At 60.1% G+C, this 18,645-nt stretch carries 16 protein-coding genes and 1 tRNA gene; 1 reads left to right on the top strand and 16 read right to left on the bottom strand.

Features of this window, described 5'->3' with window-relative positions; translation table 11 throughout:
* Positions 1-21 precede the first annotated feature (21 nt).
* Positions 22-492, top strand: a complete 471-nt coding sequence (locus L5014_RS24480) for a hypothetical protein (RefSeq protein ID WP_238466403.1) — start codon at positions 22-24, stop codon at positions 490-492.
* A gap of 107 nt (positions 493-599) precedes the next feature.
* On the opposite strand, the gene L5014_RS24475 is transcribed toward L5014_RS24480, so the two are convergent.
* The 16 genes from L5014_RS24475 to petA form a co-directional block, all read right to left on the bottom strand.
* Positions 600-1,628 (bottom strand): hypothetical protein, encoded by a 1,029-nt coding sequence (locus L5014_RS24475; RefSeq protein WP_238466401.1) that lies wholly within the window; start codon positions 1,626-1,628, stop codon positions 600-602.
* A complete protein-coding gene (locus tag L5014_RS24470) occupies positions 1,618-3,285 on the bottom strand; it encodes an Eco57I restriction-modification methylase domain-containing protein (RefSeq protein WP_238466399.1) in 1,668 nt (555 codons plus the stop codon). Before L5014_RS24470 ends, L5014_RS24475 begins: the two co-directional genes overlap by 11 nt.
* 191 nt (positions 3,286-3,476) lie before the next feature.
* Positions 3,477-4,763: an SIR2 family protein gene (locus L5014_RS24465; RefSeq protein WP_238466398.1), complete on the bottom strand. Its 1,287-nt coding sequence runs from the start codon at positions 4,761-4,763 to the stop codon at positions 3,477-3,479.
* A gap of 231 nt (positions 4,764-4,994) precedes the next feature.
* The gene (locus L5014_RS24460) at positions 4,995-6,179 is read right to left on the bottom strand and encodes an inovirus-type Gp2 protein (RefSeq protein WP_238466396.1); all 1,185 of its coding nucleotides are present in this window, start codon (positions 6,177-6,179) and stop codon (positions 4,995-4,997) included.
* A gap of 874 nt (positions 6,180-7,053) precedes the next feature.
* Positions 7,054-8,268: a YagK/YfjJ domain-containing protein gene (locus tag L5014_RS24455; RefSeq protein ID WP_238466394.1), complete on the bottom strand. Its 1,215-nt coding sequence runs from the start codon at positions 8,266-8,268 to the stop codon at positions 7,054-7,056.
* Positions 8,269-8,279: 11 nt separating this feature from the next.
* Positions 8,280-9,344 carry a hypothetical protein gene (locus tag L5014_RS24450; RefSeq protein WP_238466391.1) on the bottom strand — a complete coding sequence of 355 codons (1,065 nt, stop codon included), beginning with the start codon at positions 9,342-9,344 and terminating at the stop codon, positions 8,280-8,282.
* Positions 9,345-9,501: 157 nt separating this feature from the next.
* Positions 9,502-11,295 (bottom strand): DUF3987 domain-containing protein, encoded by a 1,794-nt coding sequence (locus L5014_RS24445; protein ID WP_238466389.1) that lies wholly within the window; start codon positions 11,293-11,295, stop codon positions 9,502-9,504.
* A 10-nt stretch (positions 11,296-11,305) separates the two neighbouring features.
* Complete coding sequence (locus L5014_RS24440) at positions 11,306-11,584, bottom strand: helix-turn-helix transcriptional regulator (RefSeq protein WP_082759372.1); 279 nt, start codon at positions 11,582-11,584, stop codon at positions 11,306-11,308.
* Between the two features lie 182 nt (positions 11,585-11,766).
* A complete protein-coding gene (locus tag L5014_RS24435; protein ID WP_238466387.1) occupies positions 11,767-12,807 on the bottom strand; it encodes a hypothetical protein in 1,041 nt (346 codons plus the stop codon).
* A 95-nt stretch (positions 12,808-12,902) separates the two neighbouring features.
* On the bottom strand, positions 12,903-14,114 hold the full coding sequence (locus tag L5014_RS24430; RefSeq protein ID WP_238466386.1) for a tyrosine-type recombinase/integrase: 1,212 nt from the start codon (positions 14,112-14,114) through the stop codon (positions 12,903-12,905).
* 191 nt (positions 14,115-14,305) lie between these two features.
* A tRNA-Thr gene (locus L5014_RS24425) sits at positions 14,306-14,381 on the bottom strand.
* An 18-nt stretch (positions 14,382-14,399) separates the two neighbouring features.
* On the bottom strand, positions 14,400-14,894 hold the full coding sequence (locus tag L5014_RS24420) for a ClpXP protease specificity-enhancing factor (protein WP_238466384.1): 495 nt from the start codon (positions 14,892-14,894) through the stop codon (positions 14,400-14,402).
* A 67-nt stretch (positions 14,895-14,961) separates the two neighbouring features.
* Entirely contained in the window at positions 14,962-15,573 is a 612-nt protein-coding gene (locus L5014_RS24415; protein WP_027797364.1) for a glutathione S-transferase N-terminal domain-containing protein, read from the bottom strand.
* Positions 15,574-15,687: 114 nt separating this feature from the next.
* Positions 15,688-16,470 carry a cytochrome c1 gene (locus L5014_RS24410; RefSeq protein ID WP_238466441.1) on the bottom strand — a complete coding sequence of 261 codons (783 nt, stop codon included), beginning with the start codon at positions 16,468-16,470 and terminating at the stop codon, positions 15,688-15,690.
* A 24-nt stretch (positions 16,471-16,494) separates the two neighbouring features.
* A complete protein-coding gene (locus L5014_RS24405; protein WP_238466383.1) occupies positions 16,495-17,892 on the bottom strand; it encodes a cytochrome b in 1,398 nt (465 codons plus the stop codon).
* Positions 17,892-18,512, bottom strand: a complete 621-nt coding sequence (petA, locus tag L5014_RS24400) for a ubiquinol-cytochrome c reductase iron-sulfur subunit (protein ID WP_238466381.1) — start codon at positions 18,510-18,512, stop codon at positions 17,892-17,894. Before petA ends, L5014_RS24405 begins: the two co-directional genes overlap by 1 nt.
* Positions 18,513-18,645: the final 133 nt, after the last annotated feature.

Here is an 18,645-nt window from a genome sequence, read left to right as displayed (position 1 = left end):
TGGTTTAACGATGGTCCGTCCGTGCCGGTCGAATTCCTTCGCCAATCGAAGGACGGGCGGATGACGCTAGTAATTGACGAAGGTGGCCCGCCGCTGCGCGTGCTTTGGGCGCTGATGGAGGCGACGAACGTCGAAGACGCACGCCGTGCGCTTGGCATGCGCGAAGGGATACCAGAAAAAAACTGGTTGAAGTATGTAGGCGCGTGGCAGCGCCAGGACCACGCGCCGCCAACCGCAATGCCGACGCTCGACCAATGGGCGCAGTCATGCGGCGTCGACAGCGTAGTGTGGACGGCGCTGCCGCCGAAGTTGGACGGACGACCGAATGGGTATCGCGCGTCCGCGGACGAAGTCACTGCGTACCTTACCGGTCTCGAAGGCCGTGCACGTGACCTCGCCGAACAATATGTACGCAACGCACCTCGCCAGATTGATACCCCATACCGTCGCCGCATCGAAACCGCGCTGCATTGGAGTCCGCAAGCAAATTGACCGATTGCAAATGAGCGCCTATGCAGTCGGCCTCGACCCACGCGATCTGCAGACTTCGTGCTATTCAGCCGCACGTGCAACGCAATAGAGCCCTACAGCGCTAGTCGTTATCGGAACTCAGGCGAAGCACGACGTCGGCGCGCTTCCTCATGCATATTGACCGGCGTGGCGTCAAGGACACGGGTGACCATGGCCGCGAGAAAGCGGCCGGGTGCGAGTTCCTCCGGAGTCTCTTCTTCGAGAATCCTTACCTTTGGAAGCTGCGCAATGTCACGGTCGACGTCTGACTCAGCCTCGGGCTCCGGCAGTTCCTCCGCCTCGCCCAATTCGGGTCCGGGCCCGGGCTCCAGCACTCCGTCAGCAGGAGCGTCTTCCCCAGTGTCCGGTATTGCCGCCTCGTCTGAATATTCCATCAAGACGAGGCAAGTAGCGTGGTATGCGTCGTCCTCACGCCCAAGCTTTGCGAGCAGGTCGAACAACCATGCGGCAGTACCCGGTTCCTTCTGGAGGATGTCGGAGCGAAGCCCAAACATGAAGCCGAGAGCAGCGAGGGGGTGCCGCAATCGCAGGTTCTTGGCGTCGCCGTATGACTCCTCAACTCGATTCGGAGCGTTTTTGCCGTAGGAGGAGTCCATGCGCTTCGTCGAAATCAGCAACTCGGGTCCAGTGGCCCAGTCAGTGATGATGACGTCAACCTGCTTGAGGTAGTTCTTCCCAAGAATGGATGCGCTCGACGAGGTAACGCCAGGAATCGAAGCTCGCTTTTTCACGCGCTCCGCCAAAGTCTGTTGCATCTTGATCGGCAGGTCCTCCAGCAGGGACGTAACAGACGCCGGGAGGATGCGCGGGTGAACCGGTCGCGGCCAAACCTGGTCTGAGCCGAAGCCTGCTCGTCGCAGCTCGTAGCTCAGCCATACATCGAGGGCGAGCGCCGGCACTCCGGATTGGGTCCCGGCCTTTAAGAAAAGGGGAACGCCCAGCAGTTGGACAAGCGTGTTGTAGTCAGGCTCGAAGCGCAGCTTTCCGTCGGGGCTCTTGACCCAAGGATTGCTGTGCGCACCGTCAGGAGCGGCGAGGGCGACGATTCGATCAAAAACGACCCAGGCTTTTGCTTTCGCGTTTGGTTTAGCGGCCACTGGCTGCCCTCATTGTGCGGCGGTTGGCAAGCTCTGCTCGCGCCCGCCGGATCTGCTTGATCTGTTTGGCAGACAAGTCGCCGCATCCCCTCAGGACGACCTGGTCCACGATTTCTACGGCGTCGAGCAGCCTGCCTTCGTCGAGAAGCTCAGCGACTTGCTGCTTGACTGAGCGAAGCTCATCAGCACGGGCCAATACCAACGCGAGCGAGGGCATTGCCCAAACGTCGGCTTCCTTCGGCTCGATCTTCAAAATCCCCCCGCCATACGCCCGACCAACCATCTCTGCGTGCAACAGCGTGACCGAGTTAAGGCTTGCAAGGGGTAAAAGCTCGCAACCAAGTTCACGACAACCTTCATTAAGGTAGATGCCATGCACCGAGTTGAGGTGACGAGCCCCTGCGTCGTTTGATGTAATCCTGGGCGTGTCTGCGTTCATGCAGGTCAGCAACAAGTCCGCAGCGGGAACAAGCGGTACTTGGTACCACGTCTTACGGACACGACACTTGTATGCAGTATCGACACCGGTGCGGTGGCCGTCTTCGATATACGCCGCTGCCTCAGGCGAAGGCGGATCGCTCGGGTAAAAGAGGTAAGTGGCGTGACCTTCGCGGCCCAGCTTGGTGAGCATAGCCTTCGAGAGCGAGAGGCCACGCAAGTGCGAACTTCCTGGCGGCGAAAGACTCAGCAGCTCTTTGCGACGCAGACCAAGCTCCTTCACGCGATGAGGCGAGAGCGTGAAGTATTTGTTGTTGCCCGTGACGATGCCGAGGGTGGTGTCCCCCCAAGTCTCCAAGCTAGTAAACACCCCTCGCTGCAGTAGCTCGTGCAGCGGCTGGATAGCATTCGGGTCGATAAGGCTACTGGTCCACTTGGCCGCCGGGTCAGTCGGCGTCCAAATCAGCCCTGCACCAAGCGACGCAAGCTCAGCGGCGTTCTTCGATTGCCGGATGGTCGCATGATGCGCAGGGCCTTCAAGATAACCGTCGGCTAGTAGCAGCACAACGTCGGCCTCGGCTTCGGGAAACACCTGCTCGTCAAAGAGCACGAGTTGGACGTCGCGGAAGCGGTTGAAGAGAAATCGGCGCACTGGAGCCGCATAGTTCACCGAAAGCAATTCGGCAGGAAGAACAAGCCCGAGCCGCCCCCCCTGCTTCAAGAACATCGCTGAGTGGACGGTGAATGCGGCCCAACTGGAGGCGAGGCCTGTCAGCGATACGCCACCTCGAAGAGCGGCCTCGCGTGCTCGAGCGCGGGACTCGCCCGAAAAACCCTGATAACGGATGTAGGGCGGGTTGCCAATAACAGTGTCGTAGACCGGTTCGGGTTCGACCGCAAAAAAGTCGCTATGCCGAATCCGGGCTTTACCGCCAGCCTCCCGCACGCGTTGTTGGGCGACGCGTGCGCTGTGGGCATGAATCTCGACACCGTCGACGATCGGGCGAACCTCCATGTCCGGCACCAACTCGCGAAGGCGGTCTACCGCAGCGACGAGGAAAGCAGCATCGCCCGCCGACGGCTCCAACACTAAGTCACCGGCTGCACGAATAGCCCAGTTGGATACGAACTGGGTGATTTCGTCGGGCGTGAAAAAGGCGCCTCGCTCTTTGCGGAGAGCGGGCGTGTCGTCGGGATCGATGGAGCGGAGAAGAGTCACTTTTAAATCCTGGGAGCGGCGGACCCTCGGGGACCCTGTGCGTACTTGCCGCCGAATTTTAGCCCGGTTGTAAAGCCGCCGTCGAGATGATAGCGCCCAATGTCGCGCCAATCTCGGCCGTTGGACCGGGGCGCCGCGGGCACTGCAGGCAACGCTGCGCGCTCCGCCCTTCTAGCTGTTCATACGCCCAACTACCACGGTGCTCCCAATGCCCGCATGACCTGTTGTAGCGCGGCCGGTGTATTGAGAAACGACTGGAACCCGTCGGCCCAAACCGCCGCCGTGCCATGGGCATCCACCGTCCAGCCATCTGCCGCCCGAAATTGGACTTCCCTGGCATTGAACAAGTCGATCCGAAGATCATGAAACAGGGAGATTTCGCGGTCCTGAGGCGCGCCGTGAATCGCTAGGGGAAACGCATCAGGGTCGCTGCCCCAATAGCCCACAAACAGGATGGGCAAGTCCGGCCGCGCCCGACGGGCCTCCTTCAGGTACGTGTTCAGATGAAGGTCCGTTAACCCGCTGCCCAACACAAAAATGACATCAGCCTCAATCAAGTCCCGATTCAGGCCTGCATAGAAGGGCGCGTACGGCGACTGCTGGAGCCGCCCAAGCTTGTCGAGGCCGGTGATGATGGCGCTCCGAGCCAACATCGTGCCGTCCATCCTGGACACTCCCGATCCATTGAACGTAGCGTGTTTCGCAGCCTCTGCTTTGGACGGATACCAGGCAATGTCACCAATGTCGTGTGGCTCGCCCCGGGGAAATCCCATGTGGATCGACCCGTGCACATGAAACAGCCCCGGTTCATCCCACCTCGACCAGTACGATGCGGGATCGAAGTCGAGGTGATCGCCGTGTGCTTTGGTGAACCCCGTGAAAAAAGTATCGCCGGTCGCCTGCCCAACGAAATCGTCATAGTTGGTCGTATACACCCTCGGCACATACCGCTGCAACATGCACTCGAAGAAATCGCCGAGTGGGGCAAGCGAGCAAGCCGGCTTCGCGCAGACGGCCGATACATGCTCGTATATAAACGTCAGCATGGTTCGGCATGCCACATTGAGCGCTGTGGTCTCATACGGCGCCGAGCCCCCCACAAACGGATACATCACCGGCAGGAATTTCGGCACTGCGCCTGGCGTAGTGCGAAGCTCCGACAATTCGTGCATCACGTGATAGATGCGCTCGAAATGTGCTTCGTCCTGGCTACCGTAGTACGCGGTAAGCCTTTGTTTCACGTCGAAGTAAGCGGCCGCGCCACCCACGCTAACGCAGTACGCGTCTGCCTGAATCGCCTGGTCGATCAATTCGCCAAACTTGGCCGTGACCGGAATGCCGTACTCCACCGATGCTCCGGCGCCGACAATAACCACGGCACGTCGCTTCGTGCTAGGTGTCATCATGTTCAAGTTGTTGCTGGAATCGGTCGTGCAAGATAAGAGCACACCCTGTACAAGCCGCCGCGCGTCGTCCATCTAAAGCAAATCGTTGTCGTGCCTGGCAATTTCTACGGTATCGCCGTTGGCCTCGTGCGTTGAATGCTACCAGCGCGGCCCGCCACTTGCGTCGAACACCCACTGTCGGCATATCCGACGCGCCCCAAGGGGCTCGGCGTGCGATCTCCGGCCGGTCTGAAACGCAACTGAATTGCCGCCACCGTGCATGAGCCGTGGCATGCTACTACCTCGGTACACAGTGCTGCCGAATTACTCAAGCCGTTCGTCCGCATACTGCCCCATCGTCAACATCCGTGACTTTGCCGTTGGCTTGACGCGCACCATCTGCCCGGCATCCTTCGCGAAGTACCAGAGCACGTACGCCCTCAGCTTCTCAAATTGCTCACCGTTACCGTCCAGAACTGGATCAAGCGACCAGCGACCCTCACGTCTCAACCCTGCTTCGTAGTCCGGGTCATGGCAGTCGAAAACGATGCCGAGCCCTTTCGTCACTCGCTCCCACCGCTGCTGCGCGAGAAGCCTCATCCGCTCTAGGCTCTTCACCTGCCTCGCATTGAACAGGAACAGGACATGAATGTGATATGCGCCGTGCTTCTCCCCCTGCTCGACCTTCGCGATGTAGCCCACTATGTGTTCGAACAGTTCGCGATCCGCTCCCCGACGGTTCTCGAAGAACAGTTCGCGAAACCGCATAGCGACGGCCGGATCAATGCGGGCTCTTGTCTCCCATCCTGCACCCGACGACCGCTCCGTGGACGGCACTTGGCTCCATTGCCCCGACGCATCCACCTGGCAGTTCACCCGCGGTAATGCGTCGCTCTCAACGGCGACAGTCTTTACGAAGCCGAGGTCAGCACGTTGACCAACGATGTCGGGATAGTCAGCAACGAGCGCATCCAGATACTCGCCGATCGACTCTTCCTGGTCTCTCAGACCACGTCTCCAATCCGAAAGCTTCTTCGCGACGCCTCTCGCTCGTGCCTGTTCACGCACGTACGCGACGAAGGCGTTGAATCGTTCAGCCAGAATCGATCCATCAGGGAAGCGCTGATTCGGGTCGTGGAAGGATGCTTCTGCTTTGCCATTCCAAAGCGGTGTCGTTCGGTAGCAGTCGAAGAACAACTTCAGATCAGCGCTGTAGTAGTAACCCGGCCAATACAGGTCCATGAAGGCATGACACCACCGCAGATGACGAGTCAGCGTGGGTCTTCTCGCTACTGCGTATTTTATTCCACGGTTGTATCGGATCTCAAACGGATCATGGTCAGTGGTCAGTACACTTTCCATGAATTCGACCAACTCGTTGTACCGTTCCTGGTATTCGCCAACCTCCCACCCTCGCATGTTGCTTTCCCTCTCCAGAGAGGAAGCATCAACCTGCTCTTCAAACAAAAGACCGCTAATTCCTTCGACCATCCCGAACTTCTCGACCATGACATTCTCCGTTGTTGTCGGTGCAAGTCATTCGGGTGGTAGGTATTAATTTACCTACCGGATGATCTCTTCGTATGATCATCCCCTATCTATGATTATTAAAAGTAGAGCATCGATTGAAAGACAATCGTATATTAGGAGCAAGGTAGACAAGTGTCAGCGGTCGCCACGGCTACACGGGGAAATGAGCGCAACATTTCCGCTATAACGGGGAAATCGAGCAGACAGATCTTTACGGAGTTATCCCACCAAGATCGGCATCTACGGACACATCTGACCTCAGTCAAACTACACCGAAGTGACAACCGACTGCCTTTAATCGAGTGCCGCGCCAGCTCGGCGTACGTGCCCCGACCTCGAGGAAAACAAGGGCGTCGCCGCTTCCCCTCTTCTTCACCACGCACAGCTCAGTCGATCCCTCCAACCTTGATACCGTGAACCGAAGCCTTCGGCATGCCCGGGTCCCGTGCGATCGCACACGCGGGCAGCTTACGCATAGATGCTACCGATCAGCCGAACACGCACGAATGCGGCCCCGCGTGCGAGCGTACAAAGGGCGAAAAACACGCCCTACGAAATGTGCGATCTCCTTGCGGGACAAGGGTCTTCAGGAAACGCCGGTTCGTCTTGAAATTGCCCCGAACGGACCGGAAAATCGAGCTGATTTGCGCGGTGTGACGGATGCACATCAGCACGTATTGTTCGCGATGCAGGCAAACGGAGAACGTGACGCGGGGAATATTTACGCGGAGCGCGTATGTACTGAGCGCGGGCGATCGAGCATCCGAACGAAGGCCACAAACGAAAAGCGGGACACGTCGCCTGAGCATCGTGTCCCGCCTGAGCCCGTCGACTTCAAGGCCGATATCGAGCGCTACGATTTCGAATCGTCAACCTCGGCCGTGTCAACCATGACTGCGCCCTTGTCCTCGGGCATAAGCCAATCCCACGTCCGCGTCCTCGGTTTTCGCCTGATGCACAGGAATTGGTCTTTGTGCGCGAGGTAGCGAATGACGGAGTCGACGAAGATCCCAAGTTTCTTAGGGTTCTCGTTCAGGTCAATCATGCCCGTGCCGGCCTTGAAATCGCCAACTTCGTTGAGCAAATTCGTGCGTCCCGCCTTCTCGGGCACGATCGATTTCCACAGATCGGAAATGAGTTCCTCGTATTCCCACGTCCCGTGCACGCGCTCGCCATCGAACATAAACACCCAGCGGAAAAAATGCCCCTTGGCCTCGCTCCAATCGAACTTCCAAATCGCGCCAATCAAATTCTTCTTGATTGCCGCTCTCCCTCGGAGGCGATTCACGAACGTGGCGTGATGATCTCTCGCCAAATCAGCTGTCACGTCATTCGCCCATTCGGCGCGATAGCACACGTCCATGCCGACGACGAAGATACGGCGGCGCTTCGTAAAGCAGCGTTTCACAACCGCCATCATGCCGTCGAACGCCCGTTTCGACCGGAAGGCGTTCGCGATGTCCAGCTTATCGAGCTCGCGCGCATCGGCCTCGGCCCGGATCATCGTGATCAGCTTGTTGTACGACTCCCACAGGAACTGCGTGCCGTCGGGCGTCCGGCTGGCGGGATGCGCAGCGAAATACTGCGCCCCGTAATGGCCGATGGGATGTCGCGCGCACACATCGAAGAAGAGCTGGGCCTTCGGGCGGACCCGGTAGCGACCGAGAGTATCCTCATGATCCTCGTCGGTTACCTGGCCCATCAAGAAGTTTTCATCGTGGTAGAAGCGTCCAACGCCGTATTCGGTGAGCTCGGCGATGCGGCCGAAGGCGTCGAGCTTGCTCGCAAAGCCTGGCTCGTCGATCAGCAGAATCTCCGTCACGATCTTTTCGATCTCGGTCAGACGGAACACGCGTTTCGACTTGAGCAACAGATCTTCCTCTGCATCGCCCGCAACAAGGTGATCGTCACGAACGATGCGCTGCAGATAGGTACGCACACCGCTGCAAACCATGAACGCCTTGCGTGGAAGGCGGAACTTGGTATTCGCGTGCCGCACATACGTCGCGTTCGGAGCGATGTTCGGGGACGACAGCGCCAGGGGCGACGTCTCGAACCTGTAGTCCATGTCGGCTCCCATCACTTGCTGTTAGCGCTGAGCCGGGCCATGTAAAGACGGCCCATGCGGATCACGGCAGACCGGCTGGACTCCCAAACGCGCGCAACCGCACCCAGGACTATGGCCAGATCCTCATCGACGGGTACCACATGCCGAGGCTTCGCCGCCGTGTTTGCGTCGGCCTGCGCTTCGTCCAACTTGTGTGCCTCGGCCGCAACGGCAGGCGCGACCGTCTCGGGTTGATTACCGCATGTCTCAGCCGCGCCGAGAACCACACGCCTCTCGCCCGCGAACACCATCGCCCAGAATAGCCCGGGCAACAGTTCGAGCATCACCGCCGGAAGATACGTCCTGAGCATTCCGACGCTCGCCGGCCTCCAACCGAACAGGATCGCAAGCTGCGACGCGATCGGATCAGCACGACGCGACTCGCGCAGCGCCCGCGCCTCGTCCACCAGCTTTGCCGCACGATCTTCCTGGGCCTCGCGGCGCGTAGCTTCATTGGCCTCAATCTTGAGTGCCGCGAGCTGGGCCGCCAGCGCATGTTCACGGGCATCGCGCCACCGACATTCACTGCCGAGACAGCGTGCGACCTTCGCACGTCCAAGTTTTGCAACCACGGTGGCTTCGTCCTGTGCAATGACCGTCAGACTGCGTCCCGGCGAAACGTCGACGCGCTCCGGTGTACCCGGCACGTTGACCGCCATCGCGCGAGCATCACTGGCGTCTTGCCGCGCCAACGCAAAAAACGTCGATTGCCCGAGCAGCGCGTACGACACGCATCCGGTCCACGCCGCAAGGATCACGACCCGGAGCATTCCGTCGAAACGACCAGCGAGCGCCGGCAACACGCTCGAGCTCGAGACGATCAGGAAGCCCATCGCCGCGATCACAAGCCGATCGCGCAGGCTGCCGCCGCTTTCCCAGCCCGCGCATGCCGCGGTGAACTCGCCCAGGAGTGTCAAGCCGATGGCGAGTGCCAACACGAGGTAGCGCTGCACGGGCGACGGGTTGGTGGCAACCGTGCCCCTGGCAGAGATGAAGTCCGGCATGCAGGCCGGAGAATTGAAGAACTGAAAATTCATTTTTCGATCCTTTCGTGCGCAAACCGCACGACCACGGAAGATTCACGGCGCACCACGCCTGACGCATGCCAAAGATCGGCATGCGCGGCAGGTGTGCGAACCAAGAGGAGAACCGGGGCATATTGCCCACGGGCGACCCCGTGGGCGTTCCGGTGATTCAGACGGGACGGTTCATCGGGCTGAAGCGGCGCGGGTCGAGATCGAGCACCGTATCAAGGCCATCCTGACGAACCTTGATCCAGCCCCACGCCACCAGCACATTCAGGGCGCCGTTGACGCGTGCTCGGGTCAGGCCGAAATTCTTCGCCCTGGAATGCAGCGTGCTGAGCTTGATTTCGAAGGGTTTGTCCTTGTCCAGATCCAGGTCCTTGCTCTTCTCCATCTGCTGGTCAACATGGCCGCACAGCGCGTAGACCAATGCTTTGGCATCAATCTCTTCAGCGGGCACCTCGCGCGCCATCGCCACAGTGCGCCCCATCTCGTCGATCAGGAACCTGCCGACCGTGATCGCATCCTGCATGGTGCGGACCGACAGCGACCACACCTCACCGCGCCACAGGTGCAGCAGGCCTGCAATCACGTAGAAAGTCTGACGCACTCGCATCATCAGGAACGCATCCATGACCAGAAGCTGACGCCGGGCGATGCGCTGGTTGCGCCATTCGGTGCACTCGGCCTCGACGATTGCGGCAGCCTCCGGCGACACCCTGATCGGCGGCGGCACGAAATCGCCGGCCAACAGTTCGCGCACCGATGCGGCACCGATCGCCCGAACCTGCGCGTCGAACGCCGCCAGGCAGTCCGGGTTGGACGGCTTCTGCTGCACGCCGCGATCATGCTGCGGCAGATCGCCCAGGATCAGGAAATTGCCCAGCGCCGCCGCACCATCAGCGCCCGCTGCGGCCACGTCGCATACAAACACTTCGGGCGTCGTCGCGGCGAAGATGCCTAGCTGCACCCGGCAGGGCGCATGCGGTGACAGCAACCGGCCGCTGCCTGCCGCGGTTATCGCCTCCCCATGCCTGATCAGCGCCTTGATCACCGACGCACCGGAGTAAAGCGCGCTGGCGACCGGCCACTGCGTCGTGATCGCCTTATGCACTGCGGACACGGCGACGTTCAGGAAAGCGAGCTTCGGCTTGGCAGGTTGCACCGCGCGAGCGTCCTCTTCCAGAAGTGCCTGGCTTTCAGCGCTCAGGTGCGCCACTTCATCGTCGACTCCCTGAAGCAGCACGATCTGGCTTTCGACTGCCGCGACCTTGAGCGACCAGACACGGTAATCGGCCTCGAAGCTCGACGGCGGCGTCGCCAGCAGCGCGTTCAGCGCTTTGCACAAGGCCTTTGCCGTTTCGCGATCATCTTCCAGCTCGGCCTGCGCGACTGAGATTTGCAGCGACTCCTTGCGCTGGTTCCACGCGATCAATTCGGTCTGGTGATCCGGGTAGTCGTCCGCTTTCGGCTCGCGGGCTTCGAGTTCGCGGCGTTGCGCGAGCAGCGCGTGCAGACGAACCATCTTGCGCGCCGCGACCTTGATGGCGGCGCCGATCTGCCTGCGCTGCTCGAGACGCAACTGAACTGCCGCGGTAACCATCGCCTGCTTTTCGATTGCGGCGGGAGCGGTTTCGAACTCGATCGCCGTCAGATCCGCAGCCAGGGCCTGCGTCAGGATCAGCCCGGTGGCGGTCGGCCCGATCAGCAGGCAGTTCAGCGTAAGCGGAATGCGGTTACCGCCCTCGTCTTCGATATGGCGCGTGCCCTGGCTCGCGACGCCGAGCTTGAAGAACATCAGCGCAATGGCCTGAGCCACGGTCAGCTGGTACTTGTTGCACTGCGCGAGCACAACGTCGCTCAGCTCCGGGCCGAGATCGTTGAGCACCGTCGTGTCGCTCAACCAAGCCTGAGCCAACATGACGGGCTGGGCGGACATGTCCGAGTTAGGGAAATGCAGCATGACCGCCCCCTTAATTGCACGCGCGCGATGCGATCCAGGCATCGACGGCCACCGAATCGAAGCCCGTCGTACGCTCGGTCAGCTTGATTTTCTTGGGGAAGCTCGGGTCGGTTGCGATGAGCATATACACGGTCGAGCGCGAGAGGCCGATGCGCTCGACCAGTTCCTTCACACGGATGATCCGACGCACCGTGTCCGGCGAGCGAGTCGAATCGACCGTTTCGGCACACGTACTGCGATACGCCGAAAGCGGCTGCGGCAAACTGCCGATCTGGGTCTTGAACTGCATGAAAAATCTCCGTCGAGAGGTGGCGAACGACGCACTGGTCGTCACCCACCGAATTACGGCTTGCGCCGCGGTGACGGAGATTTCACGGCCGGAACACCTGTTCCGGTCAACGGTCTGCAGCAGAGCCTTGTCCGGCAACGTCTGCCGGAGTCCAAAGCGGAACAGCAACGTCCGAAGCGGAACTACTTTTTGTTGACCGGAACAGGAAACGGGCTCGCAGGCTGGCTCCTTTCCTTGTATTGACGAATTTTCCTGCGGACGAGACTGCCGCTCACTTCGAAGTACTCGGCCGTCCGCTTGGTGCGCGCCTTGCCGACGAGCTGCTTGTGGTATTCATACACATCCGTAGGATCAAGGCCCTCCTCCCTCATCTTATCCTTCGAGGATCTGCCATCTTGCGACGGCACCTTTTCGGGAACGGCGCTCCGCACATCTGATTGGGTGCTAGCGAGAACTGCTGTCTGCGTTGAAACACCTTCGTCTGGTCGCCTCGGAACCGGCACCATGTCGTGCCGCTGCTTTAAATAGTCGAGCACCATCTGACGCGGGATGAAGGCCCCCGCGACCAGCAGCTTTGCACGACTATGGTCCGAATTGAACGCAGCGAAACGCTGCTCGATGAAATCGTCGCGCAGTTCCTGCTGGCACTTCAGCGACAAATCATCAAGCCGCCCCCGCTCCACGTCAGGATCGAATAAAGAGAGTAATTCCGGCTCCCAGCCGGCTCGATCTGGATGAGCACGATAGGCGTCCAAAAATGCCTCACGAGCTTCGAGCGTCACGGGAGCCTGCAATTGCGGCAGATCCGGCAACAGCCGGACGAGAAGTGCCCGATCTTCGTCCGTCAGCTTGTAGGGTAACGACATCGGCCCTTGGTCGGCCCTAGCCTCCGCGAACAAATCAACGGCATTGGACTGCTCATCGATAATTAGTAAACCAGACGGTCTACCAGATTGAATCAGGCGAGGATCAACGCCCGGGTGGCCTGCTGGCGTATACCTCTGCCGGAACCGAACCGAGACAGAGTCTGCCTCGCTATCGACGGTGATCGCTCCTGTCTGCCCAACCACCGCCCTGGGCGACAATTGGATTTTCATGACTTTGCCGACAACACAAGCGATCCCGGTCAGTCCTTGTTTCGTCAATCTCGCCAACGCGATCGCACGTGCCAAGCGGGTGCATTCGATGAGCTCGCCATCAGGCAAGTCCACTTGCAAAGTCATATTGCCCTCATTTTGATCAGGCCACGTTGAGCGCGGCGCCAGTACATTACTTTTCGTTCATCTATTCGCAGGGATTCGGTGGTAAGCCATCGGCACTATGCAGCGCCCATCGGGACGATTTCTGCCCCTGCCTTGAGTTTGTCCAAATAGTCCGCCCACTTCTGCATCATCGCCCTCCGCTCCTTGATGAACTTCGTGCGGTTATAGGCTTTGCCGAGCGTATCGGGCACCGCATGAGCAAGCTGATGCTCGATGACTTCGGGCTTTTGCTCCAGTTCCTCGTGAAGAATCGTACGTGCCATCGCCCGAAAGCCGTGGCCGGTGATTTCGGTCCGCGTGTCGTAGCCCAAACGACGCAGAGCTGCATTGACTGCGGCATCGCTCATCGGGCGCTGAGCCGAACGCGCTCCCGGAAAGACGTAACGACCGTTGCCGGTCAGCGCCTGAAGCTCTCGCAGAATCTGCACGGCTTGCGTTGCGAGCGGAACCAGATGCTCGGTCTTCGTCTTGGTGACAAGGTATCGCCACTCGCCCTTATCAAGATCGAACTGAGCCCACTCAGCCTTGCGCAGCTCGCCGGGTCGAGTAAACAACATGGGCGCAAGCTTGAGCGCGCACAGGACAGGAAACGTACCGGAAAACCCGTCGAATGCCCGAAGCATGGCGCCAACCTTCGCGGGCTCGGTAATCGAAGCGAAGTGCGTCGTCTGCGCCGGTGGGATGGCATTGACCAAATCACGAGCCGGGTCAAATTTACAATAGCCTTCCTTGATTCCATAGCGGAATGCGCGACTGATCTCACCGCGGACCTTGTGAGCCGTGAAACGAGCACCACGGCTGTCGATACGCTTAAGAACCGTCAGAACTTCAGGGGCATCGATTTCCGCTACCGGTCGCTTGCCGATCCAAGGGAAAACATCCTTCTCGAAGCGAGCCTTGGTCTTCGCCATCGACCCAGCCGTAACATACGGCTTGAGTTCATCCATCCAGCCAAGCGCAACTGCCTCGAAGGAATTGGTCGCTGCCAGACGTACCGCCCGCTTATCGGCTTTCTTCGCTTCGCCTGGGTCAATGTCGGCCGCGAGCTTCTTCCGCGCGTCATCGCGCTTCTCGCGCGCAGCGGCCAACGAAACATCCGGATAGACGCCCAGCGCGAGCCGCTTCTCCTTGCCGGCGAAGCGATACTTGAGCCGCCAGTATTTCCCGCCCGAGGGCGCGACCTCCAGGTACATGCCGCCACCATCAGCAAGGCGGTACGGCTTTTCACGAGGCGTCGCTTTACGGACGGCGATGTCGGTCAATGGCATGGGGCACCTTACAACCCGAGGGGGCATTTTTCTCGGGGGCACTTGCCAGAAGCCCAGATTCCCCCGGAGGTGCCCCCACATGCCCCCGGATTCAGACGGGCATCGCTGGACAACGCTGGAATAAAAAAACCCGTGAAGCCTTATGCTATCACGGGTTTCTGGATTTCCGAGGATTCCCTCGGATGGGTATTTGGTGCCGGCTGCAGGACTCGAACCCGCCACCTGATGATTACAAATCAACTGCTCTACCAGATGAGCTAAGCCGGCGTAGCCCGCGATTCTACCTCATTTCACGATCTTGAGGTGACCCTTTCCGCCCTTTGCGGCGCCGTCGTCGCCTTTGTCCTTCTCGGAGACTGTCGGCTCGGGCACCGCTGCCTCATGCGCCACATCGGCAGCCACAGAGGCCGCATCTTCGTCCTGCCCTTCCTGCGCGGACGGCAACACGTCATCGGCATCGCCCGGCGGCGCGTCGACCGGAAACGCCATGCCCTGGCCGTTCTCGCGCGCGTAGATCGCGAGCACATTCGACACGGGCACCTCGATCTTGTGCGACTTGCCGGAAAAACGGGCGTGGAACTCGATCATCTCGTTGCCCATCTGCAACTGGCTCGTGGCCTCGAAGCTGATGTTCAGCACGATCTCGCCGTCGCGCACAAACTGGCGCGGCACGCGCGTACGGTTGTCGACCCGCACCGCGATGTGCGGCGTGAAGCCGTTGTCGGTGCACCACTCGTACAACGCGCGCAGCAGGTACGGCTTGGTGGAAATCTCTTGCATCAACAATCCTCTGACGAGGCGGCGCGCCCGACAGCCAACGCCCGCCGCCTCCTGTTACAACACCGGCTTAGCGGCGCATCACCTTTTCCGAAGGCGTCAGCGCTTCGATATAGGCCGGACGGCTGAAGATACGCTCGGCGTACTTCATGAGCGGCGCAGCGTTCTTCGAGAGTTCGATGCCGTAGTGATCCAGACGCCACAGGAGCGGCGCGATCGCGACGTCGAGCATCGAGAACTCTTCGCCCAGCATGTACTTGTTCTTCAGGAAGATCGGCGCGAGCTGCGTGAGGCGGTCGCGGATCGCGAGGCGCGCCTTCTCGTGGTTCTTCTCGGCAGCCTTGCCCTTCTCGTTTTCGAGCGTGCTCACGTGCACGAACAGTTCCTTCTCGAAGTTGAGCAGGAACAGGCGTGCGCGGGCGCGCTGGACCGGATCGGCCGGCATCAGCTGCGGGTGCGGGAAGCGCTCGTCGATGTACTCGTTGATGATGTTCGATTCGTACAGAATCAGGTCGCGCTCGACCAGAATCGGCACCTGACCATACGGATTCATCACGGCGATGTCTTCCGGTTTGTTGAACAGGTCAACGTCGCGGATTTCGAAGTCCATGCCCTTTTCGAACAACACCAGCCGGCAGCGCTGGGAGAACGGGCAGGTAGTGCCGGAGTACAGAACCATCATGATTTACATTTCCTCAATAAACCCAAAAGGCCGGCAGGCAAAAACACCGTCTGACGGTCGCTGGACCGTCAGACGGTGTCTCGTCGCACCGGCCCCACGTCGGTCAGGACGTGATTATTTGATATCTTTCCAGTACGCAGCGTTCAGTCGCCACGCAAAAAAGCTCAGAATGCCGAGGAACAAGAGCACCCAGACCCCGAGCTGCTTGCGGGTTTTCTGCTCCGGCTCGGCCATCCAGCCGAGGTATGCAACGAGATCGGCCACGGCAGAATCATAATCCACCGGTGAAAGCTTCCCTGGCGAGACCTGTTGGTACCCCACAAAACGGTGGACCTTTTCCCCTGTTTCCTCGTCCACCATATCTTCGAACTTCGCCGTGCGCACGCCCTGCAGTTGCCAGAGCACATTGGGCATGCTTACGTTCTCGAACGCCATGTTGTTCCAGCCGGTCGGACGCGTGTCGTCGCGGTAGAAGCTGCGCAGATACGTGTACAGCCAGTCGCGCCCCTTCGCACGCGCCTCCACGGAGAGGTCCGGCGGCGGCACGCCGAACCACGCTTTGGCGTCGTCCGGGCGCATCGCGATGGACATCGTGTTGCCAACCTTGTCCGTCGTGAACAGGAGATTATCTTCGATCTGCTTCTGCGGGATGCCGATAACTTCCAGCCGGCTGTAGCGCATCAAGTTCGCGCTATGGCAATTCAGGCAATAGTTTACAAACAATTGCGCGCCATGTTGCAGCGAAGCAAGATTTTCCCCGTTATCGGGTGCGTGGTCGAGCGGAATGTTTTCCTGCGCCGCCACCGATCCCGCCCCGAATCCCAGCGCACAAGCCAGCGCCACCCCGGCGAGACTCGCGCCCGTTGCCCGTGCGAGCGTCGAAAAGAGAGATTTCATCATCATGTCTTCCTCGCTCGCTGATTAATGGGGCTTGAACCGCACGCGCTCGGGCGGCTGCTTGAAGGTGCCAAGCCGCGTCCAGAACGGCATGCCAAGGAAGAACGCGAGGTAGACGAGCGCGCAGATCTGAGCGATCAATGTGGCCGCTGGCGATGGCGGCCGGGTCCCGAGGAAGCCGAGCGTCAGGAACGCGAGCACGAAGATCGCGAGAAACACTTTGTGGAATAGCGGCCGGTAGCGGATCGACTTCACCGGCGCGCGGTCGAGCCACGGCAGGAAGAAGAGCGAAACGACCGCCGTGCCCATCACCACGACGCCCCAGAACTTCGACTCGGTGAAGTACATCGCGAGGATCACGAGAATCGCCAGCACCGGCAGGCCGCCGCGCCATTTGCCGCGCGCCCGCACGAGCGCGAGCAGGCCGAGCAGCGCGATCACGATCATCAGCACGATCTTGAACGGGTCGGTCGTGGCGCGCAGCATCGCGTAGAACGCCGTGAAGTACCAGACTGGCGCGATCTCGGGCGGCGTTTGCAGCGGGTTGGCCGGAACGAAGTTATTGGCTTCGAGGAAGTAGCCGCCCATTTCCGGCCCGAAGAACACGATTGCCGCGAAAATCATCAAGAAGATGCACACGCCCATGAAGTCGTGCACGGAGTAATACGGATGGAACGGGATGCCGTCGAGCGGAATACCGTTCGCGTCCTTTTTCCCCTTGATCTCGATGCCATCGGGATTGTTCGAGCCCACTTCGTGCAGCGCCACGATATGCGCGACCACGAGCCCAATCAGCACGAGCGGGATCGCGATCACGTGGAACGCGAAGAAGCGGTTGAGCGTGACGTCCGAGACCACGTAGTCGCCGCGAATCCAGAGCGACAGGTCCGGGCCGATGAAGGGAATCGCCGAGAACAGGTTGACGATCACCTGTGCGCCCCAGAACGACATCTGGCCCCACGGCAGCAGATAGCCAAAGAAGGCTTCGGCCATCAGGCACAGGAAGATCGCGCAGCCGAAGATCCAGACGAGTTCGCGCGGCTTGCGGTAAGAGCCGTACAGCAGCCCGCGGAACATATGCAAATACACGACCACGAAGAACATCGACGCGCCCGTAGAGTGCATGTAGCGGATCAGCCAACCCCACGGCACCTCGCGCATGATGTACTCGACCGACGCGAACGCGAGCGTCGAGTCGGGCTTGTAATTCATGGTGAGGAAGATGCCGGTGACGATCTGGTTCACCAACACCAGCAGCGCGAGCGAGCCGAAGAAATACCAGAAGTTGAAATTCTTCGGCGCGTAGTACTCGGAGACGTGCGCTTTCCAGGTCGCGGTCATCGGGAAGCGCTTGTCGATCCACTCGACGAATCCCGAAGAAGCACCCGTCGTCGTGACCTCTTTTTCGTGTCCCGTGGCCATTACGCTTCTCCTTTCTCGTCCTTGCCGATCACGAGCTGCGTCGGGGACGTGAACATGTACCGGGGAATATCGAGGTTCTGCGGCGCGGGCTTGTTCTTGAACACGCGGCCGGCGAGATCGTAGGTCGAGCCGTGGCACGGGCACAGGAAGCCGCCGGGCCAGTCGTCGGGCAGATTGGCCTGCGGGCCCTCCTGGAAGCGCGGCGTGGGCGTGCAGCCCAGATGGGTGCACACGGCAACGGCCACGAGAATGTTCTGGTGCTCGGCGCGCGAGCGGTATTCGTTGTTGCAGTAATCCGGCAGTGGCAACGAGAACGAATGTTCGGAGTGCGGGTCCGCCAGCTCTGGGTCGGCCTTCTTGCAGTCGGCCAGCATGCGCGCGGTGCGGTTCAGGATCCACACGGGCTTGCCGCGCCACGCCACGGTCATCATCGAACCGGGTTCGAGTCCGGTGATGTCGACCTGGACAGGCGCGCCGGCGGCGCGGGCTTTTTCGGATGGTGCAAACGAAGCTACGAAGGGTACGACAGTGGCTACGCCTCCTATGCCACTTGCTACGGACGTCGCAATCAGCCAGTTACGGCGGCTGCCATCGACGCGGTCGTTCTCATTGTCTCGCATCACATCGCCCCACTTCTAAGTTGGATTTTTCCGTCACGCCAGCTTACCCGCGGTGCTGCCGAACGCTAGTTTGCGCGAATGGAGTTGGCATTTACAAGGGGCGTGCGCCAAAAAGCGTGCGAAGTCCTTGATA

Origin of the sequence: Paraburkholderia tagetis (assembly GCF_022213065.1) — a bacterium.
GTDB classification, from domain to species: domain Bacteria; phylum Pseudomonadota; class Gammaproteobacteria; order Burkholderiales; family Burkholderiaceae; genus Paraburkholderia; species Paraburkholderia tagetis.
The sequence above is the reverse complement of the archived record's forward strand: the minus strand, read 5'-3'. Positions and strand labels throughout refer to the sequence as shown.

Excerpts from the sequence above, each read along its gene's own strand:
- L5014_RS24450 (WP_238466391.1), bottom strand. The coding sequence starts at position 9,344 with ATGAATTTTCAGTTCTTCAATTCTCCGGCCTGCATGCCGGACTTCATC.
- L5014_RS24445 (WP_238466389.1), bottom strand. The coding sequence starts at position 11,295 with ATGCTGCATTTCCCTAACTCGGACATGTCCGCCCAGCCCGTCATGTTG.
- L5014_RS24465 (WP_238466398.1), bottom strand. The coding sequence starts at position 4,763 with ATGGACGACGCGCGGCGGCTTGTACAGGGTGTGCTCTTATCTTGCACG.
- L5014_RS24430 (WP_238466386.1), bottom strand. The coding sequence starts at position 14,114 with ATGCCATTGACCGACATCGCCGTCCGTAAAGCGACGCCTCGTGAAAAG.
- L5014_RS24420 (WP_238466384.1), bottom strand. The coding sequence starts at position 14,894 with ATGCAAGAGATTTCCACCAAGCCGTACCTGCTGCGCGCGTTGTACGAG.
- L5014_RS24455 (WP_238466394.1), bottom strand. The coding sequence starts at position 8,268 with ATGGACTACAGGTTCGAGACGTCGCCCCTGGCGCTGTCGTCCCCGAAC.
- L5014_RS24460 (WP_238466396.1), bottom strand. The coding sequence starts at position 6,179 with ATGGTCGAGAAGTTCGGGATGGTCGAAGGAATTAGCGGTCTTTTGTTT.
- L5014_RS24440 (WP_082759372.1), bottom strand. The coding sequence starts at position 11,584 with ATGCAGTTCAAGACCCAGATCGGCAGTTTGCCGCAGCCGCTTTCGGCG.
- petA (WP_238466381.1), bottom strand. The coding sequence starts at position 18,512 with ATGCGAGACAATGAGAACGACCGCGTCGATGGCAGCCGCCGTAACTGG.
- L5014_RS24415 (WP_027797364.1), bottom strand. The coding sequence starts at position 15,573 with ATGATGGTTCTGTACTCCGGCACTACCTGCCCGTTCTCCCAGCGCTGC.
- L5014_RS24410 (WP_238466441.1), bottom strand. The coding sequence starts at position 16,470 with ATGAAATCTCTCTTTTCGACGCTCGCACGGGCAACGGGCGCGAGTCTC.
- L5014_RS24435 (WP_238466387.1), bottom strand. The coding sequence starts at position 12,807 with ATGACTTTGCAAGTGGACTTGCCTGATGGCGAGCTCATCGAATGCACC.
- L5014_RS24405 (WP_238466383.1), bottom strand. The coding sequence starts at position 17,892 with ATGGCCACGGGACACGAAAAAGAGGTCACGACGACGGGTGCTTCTTCG.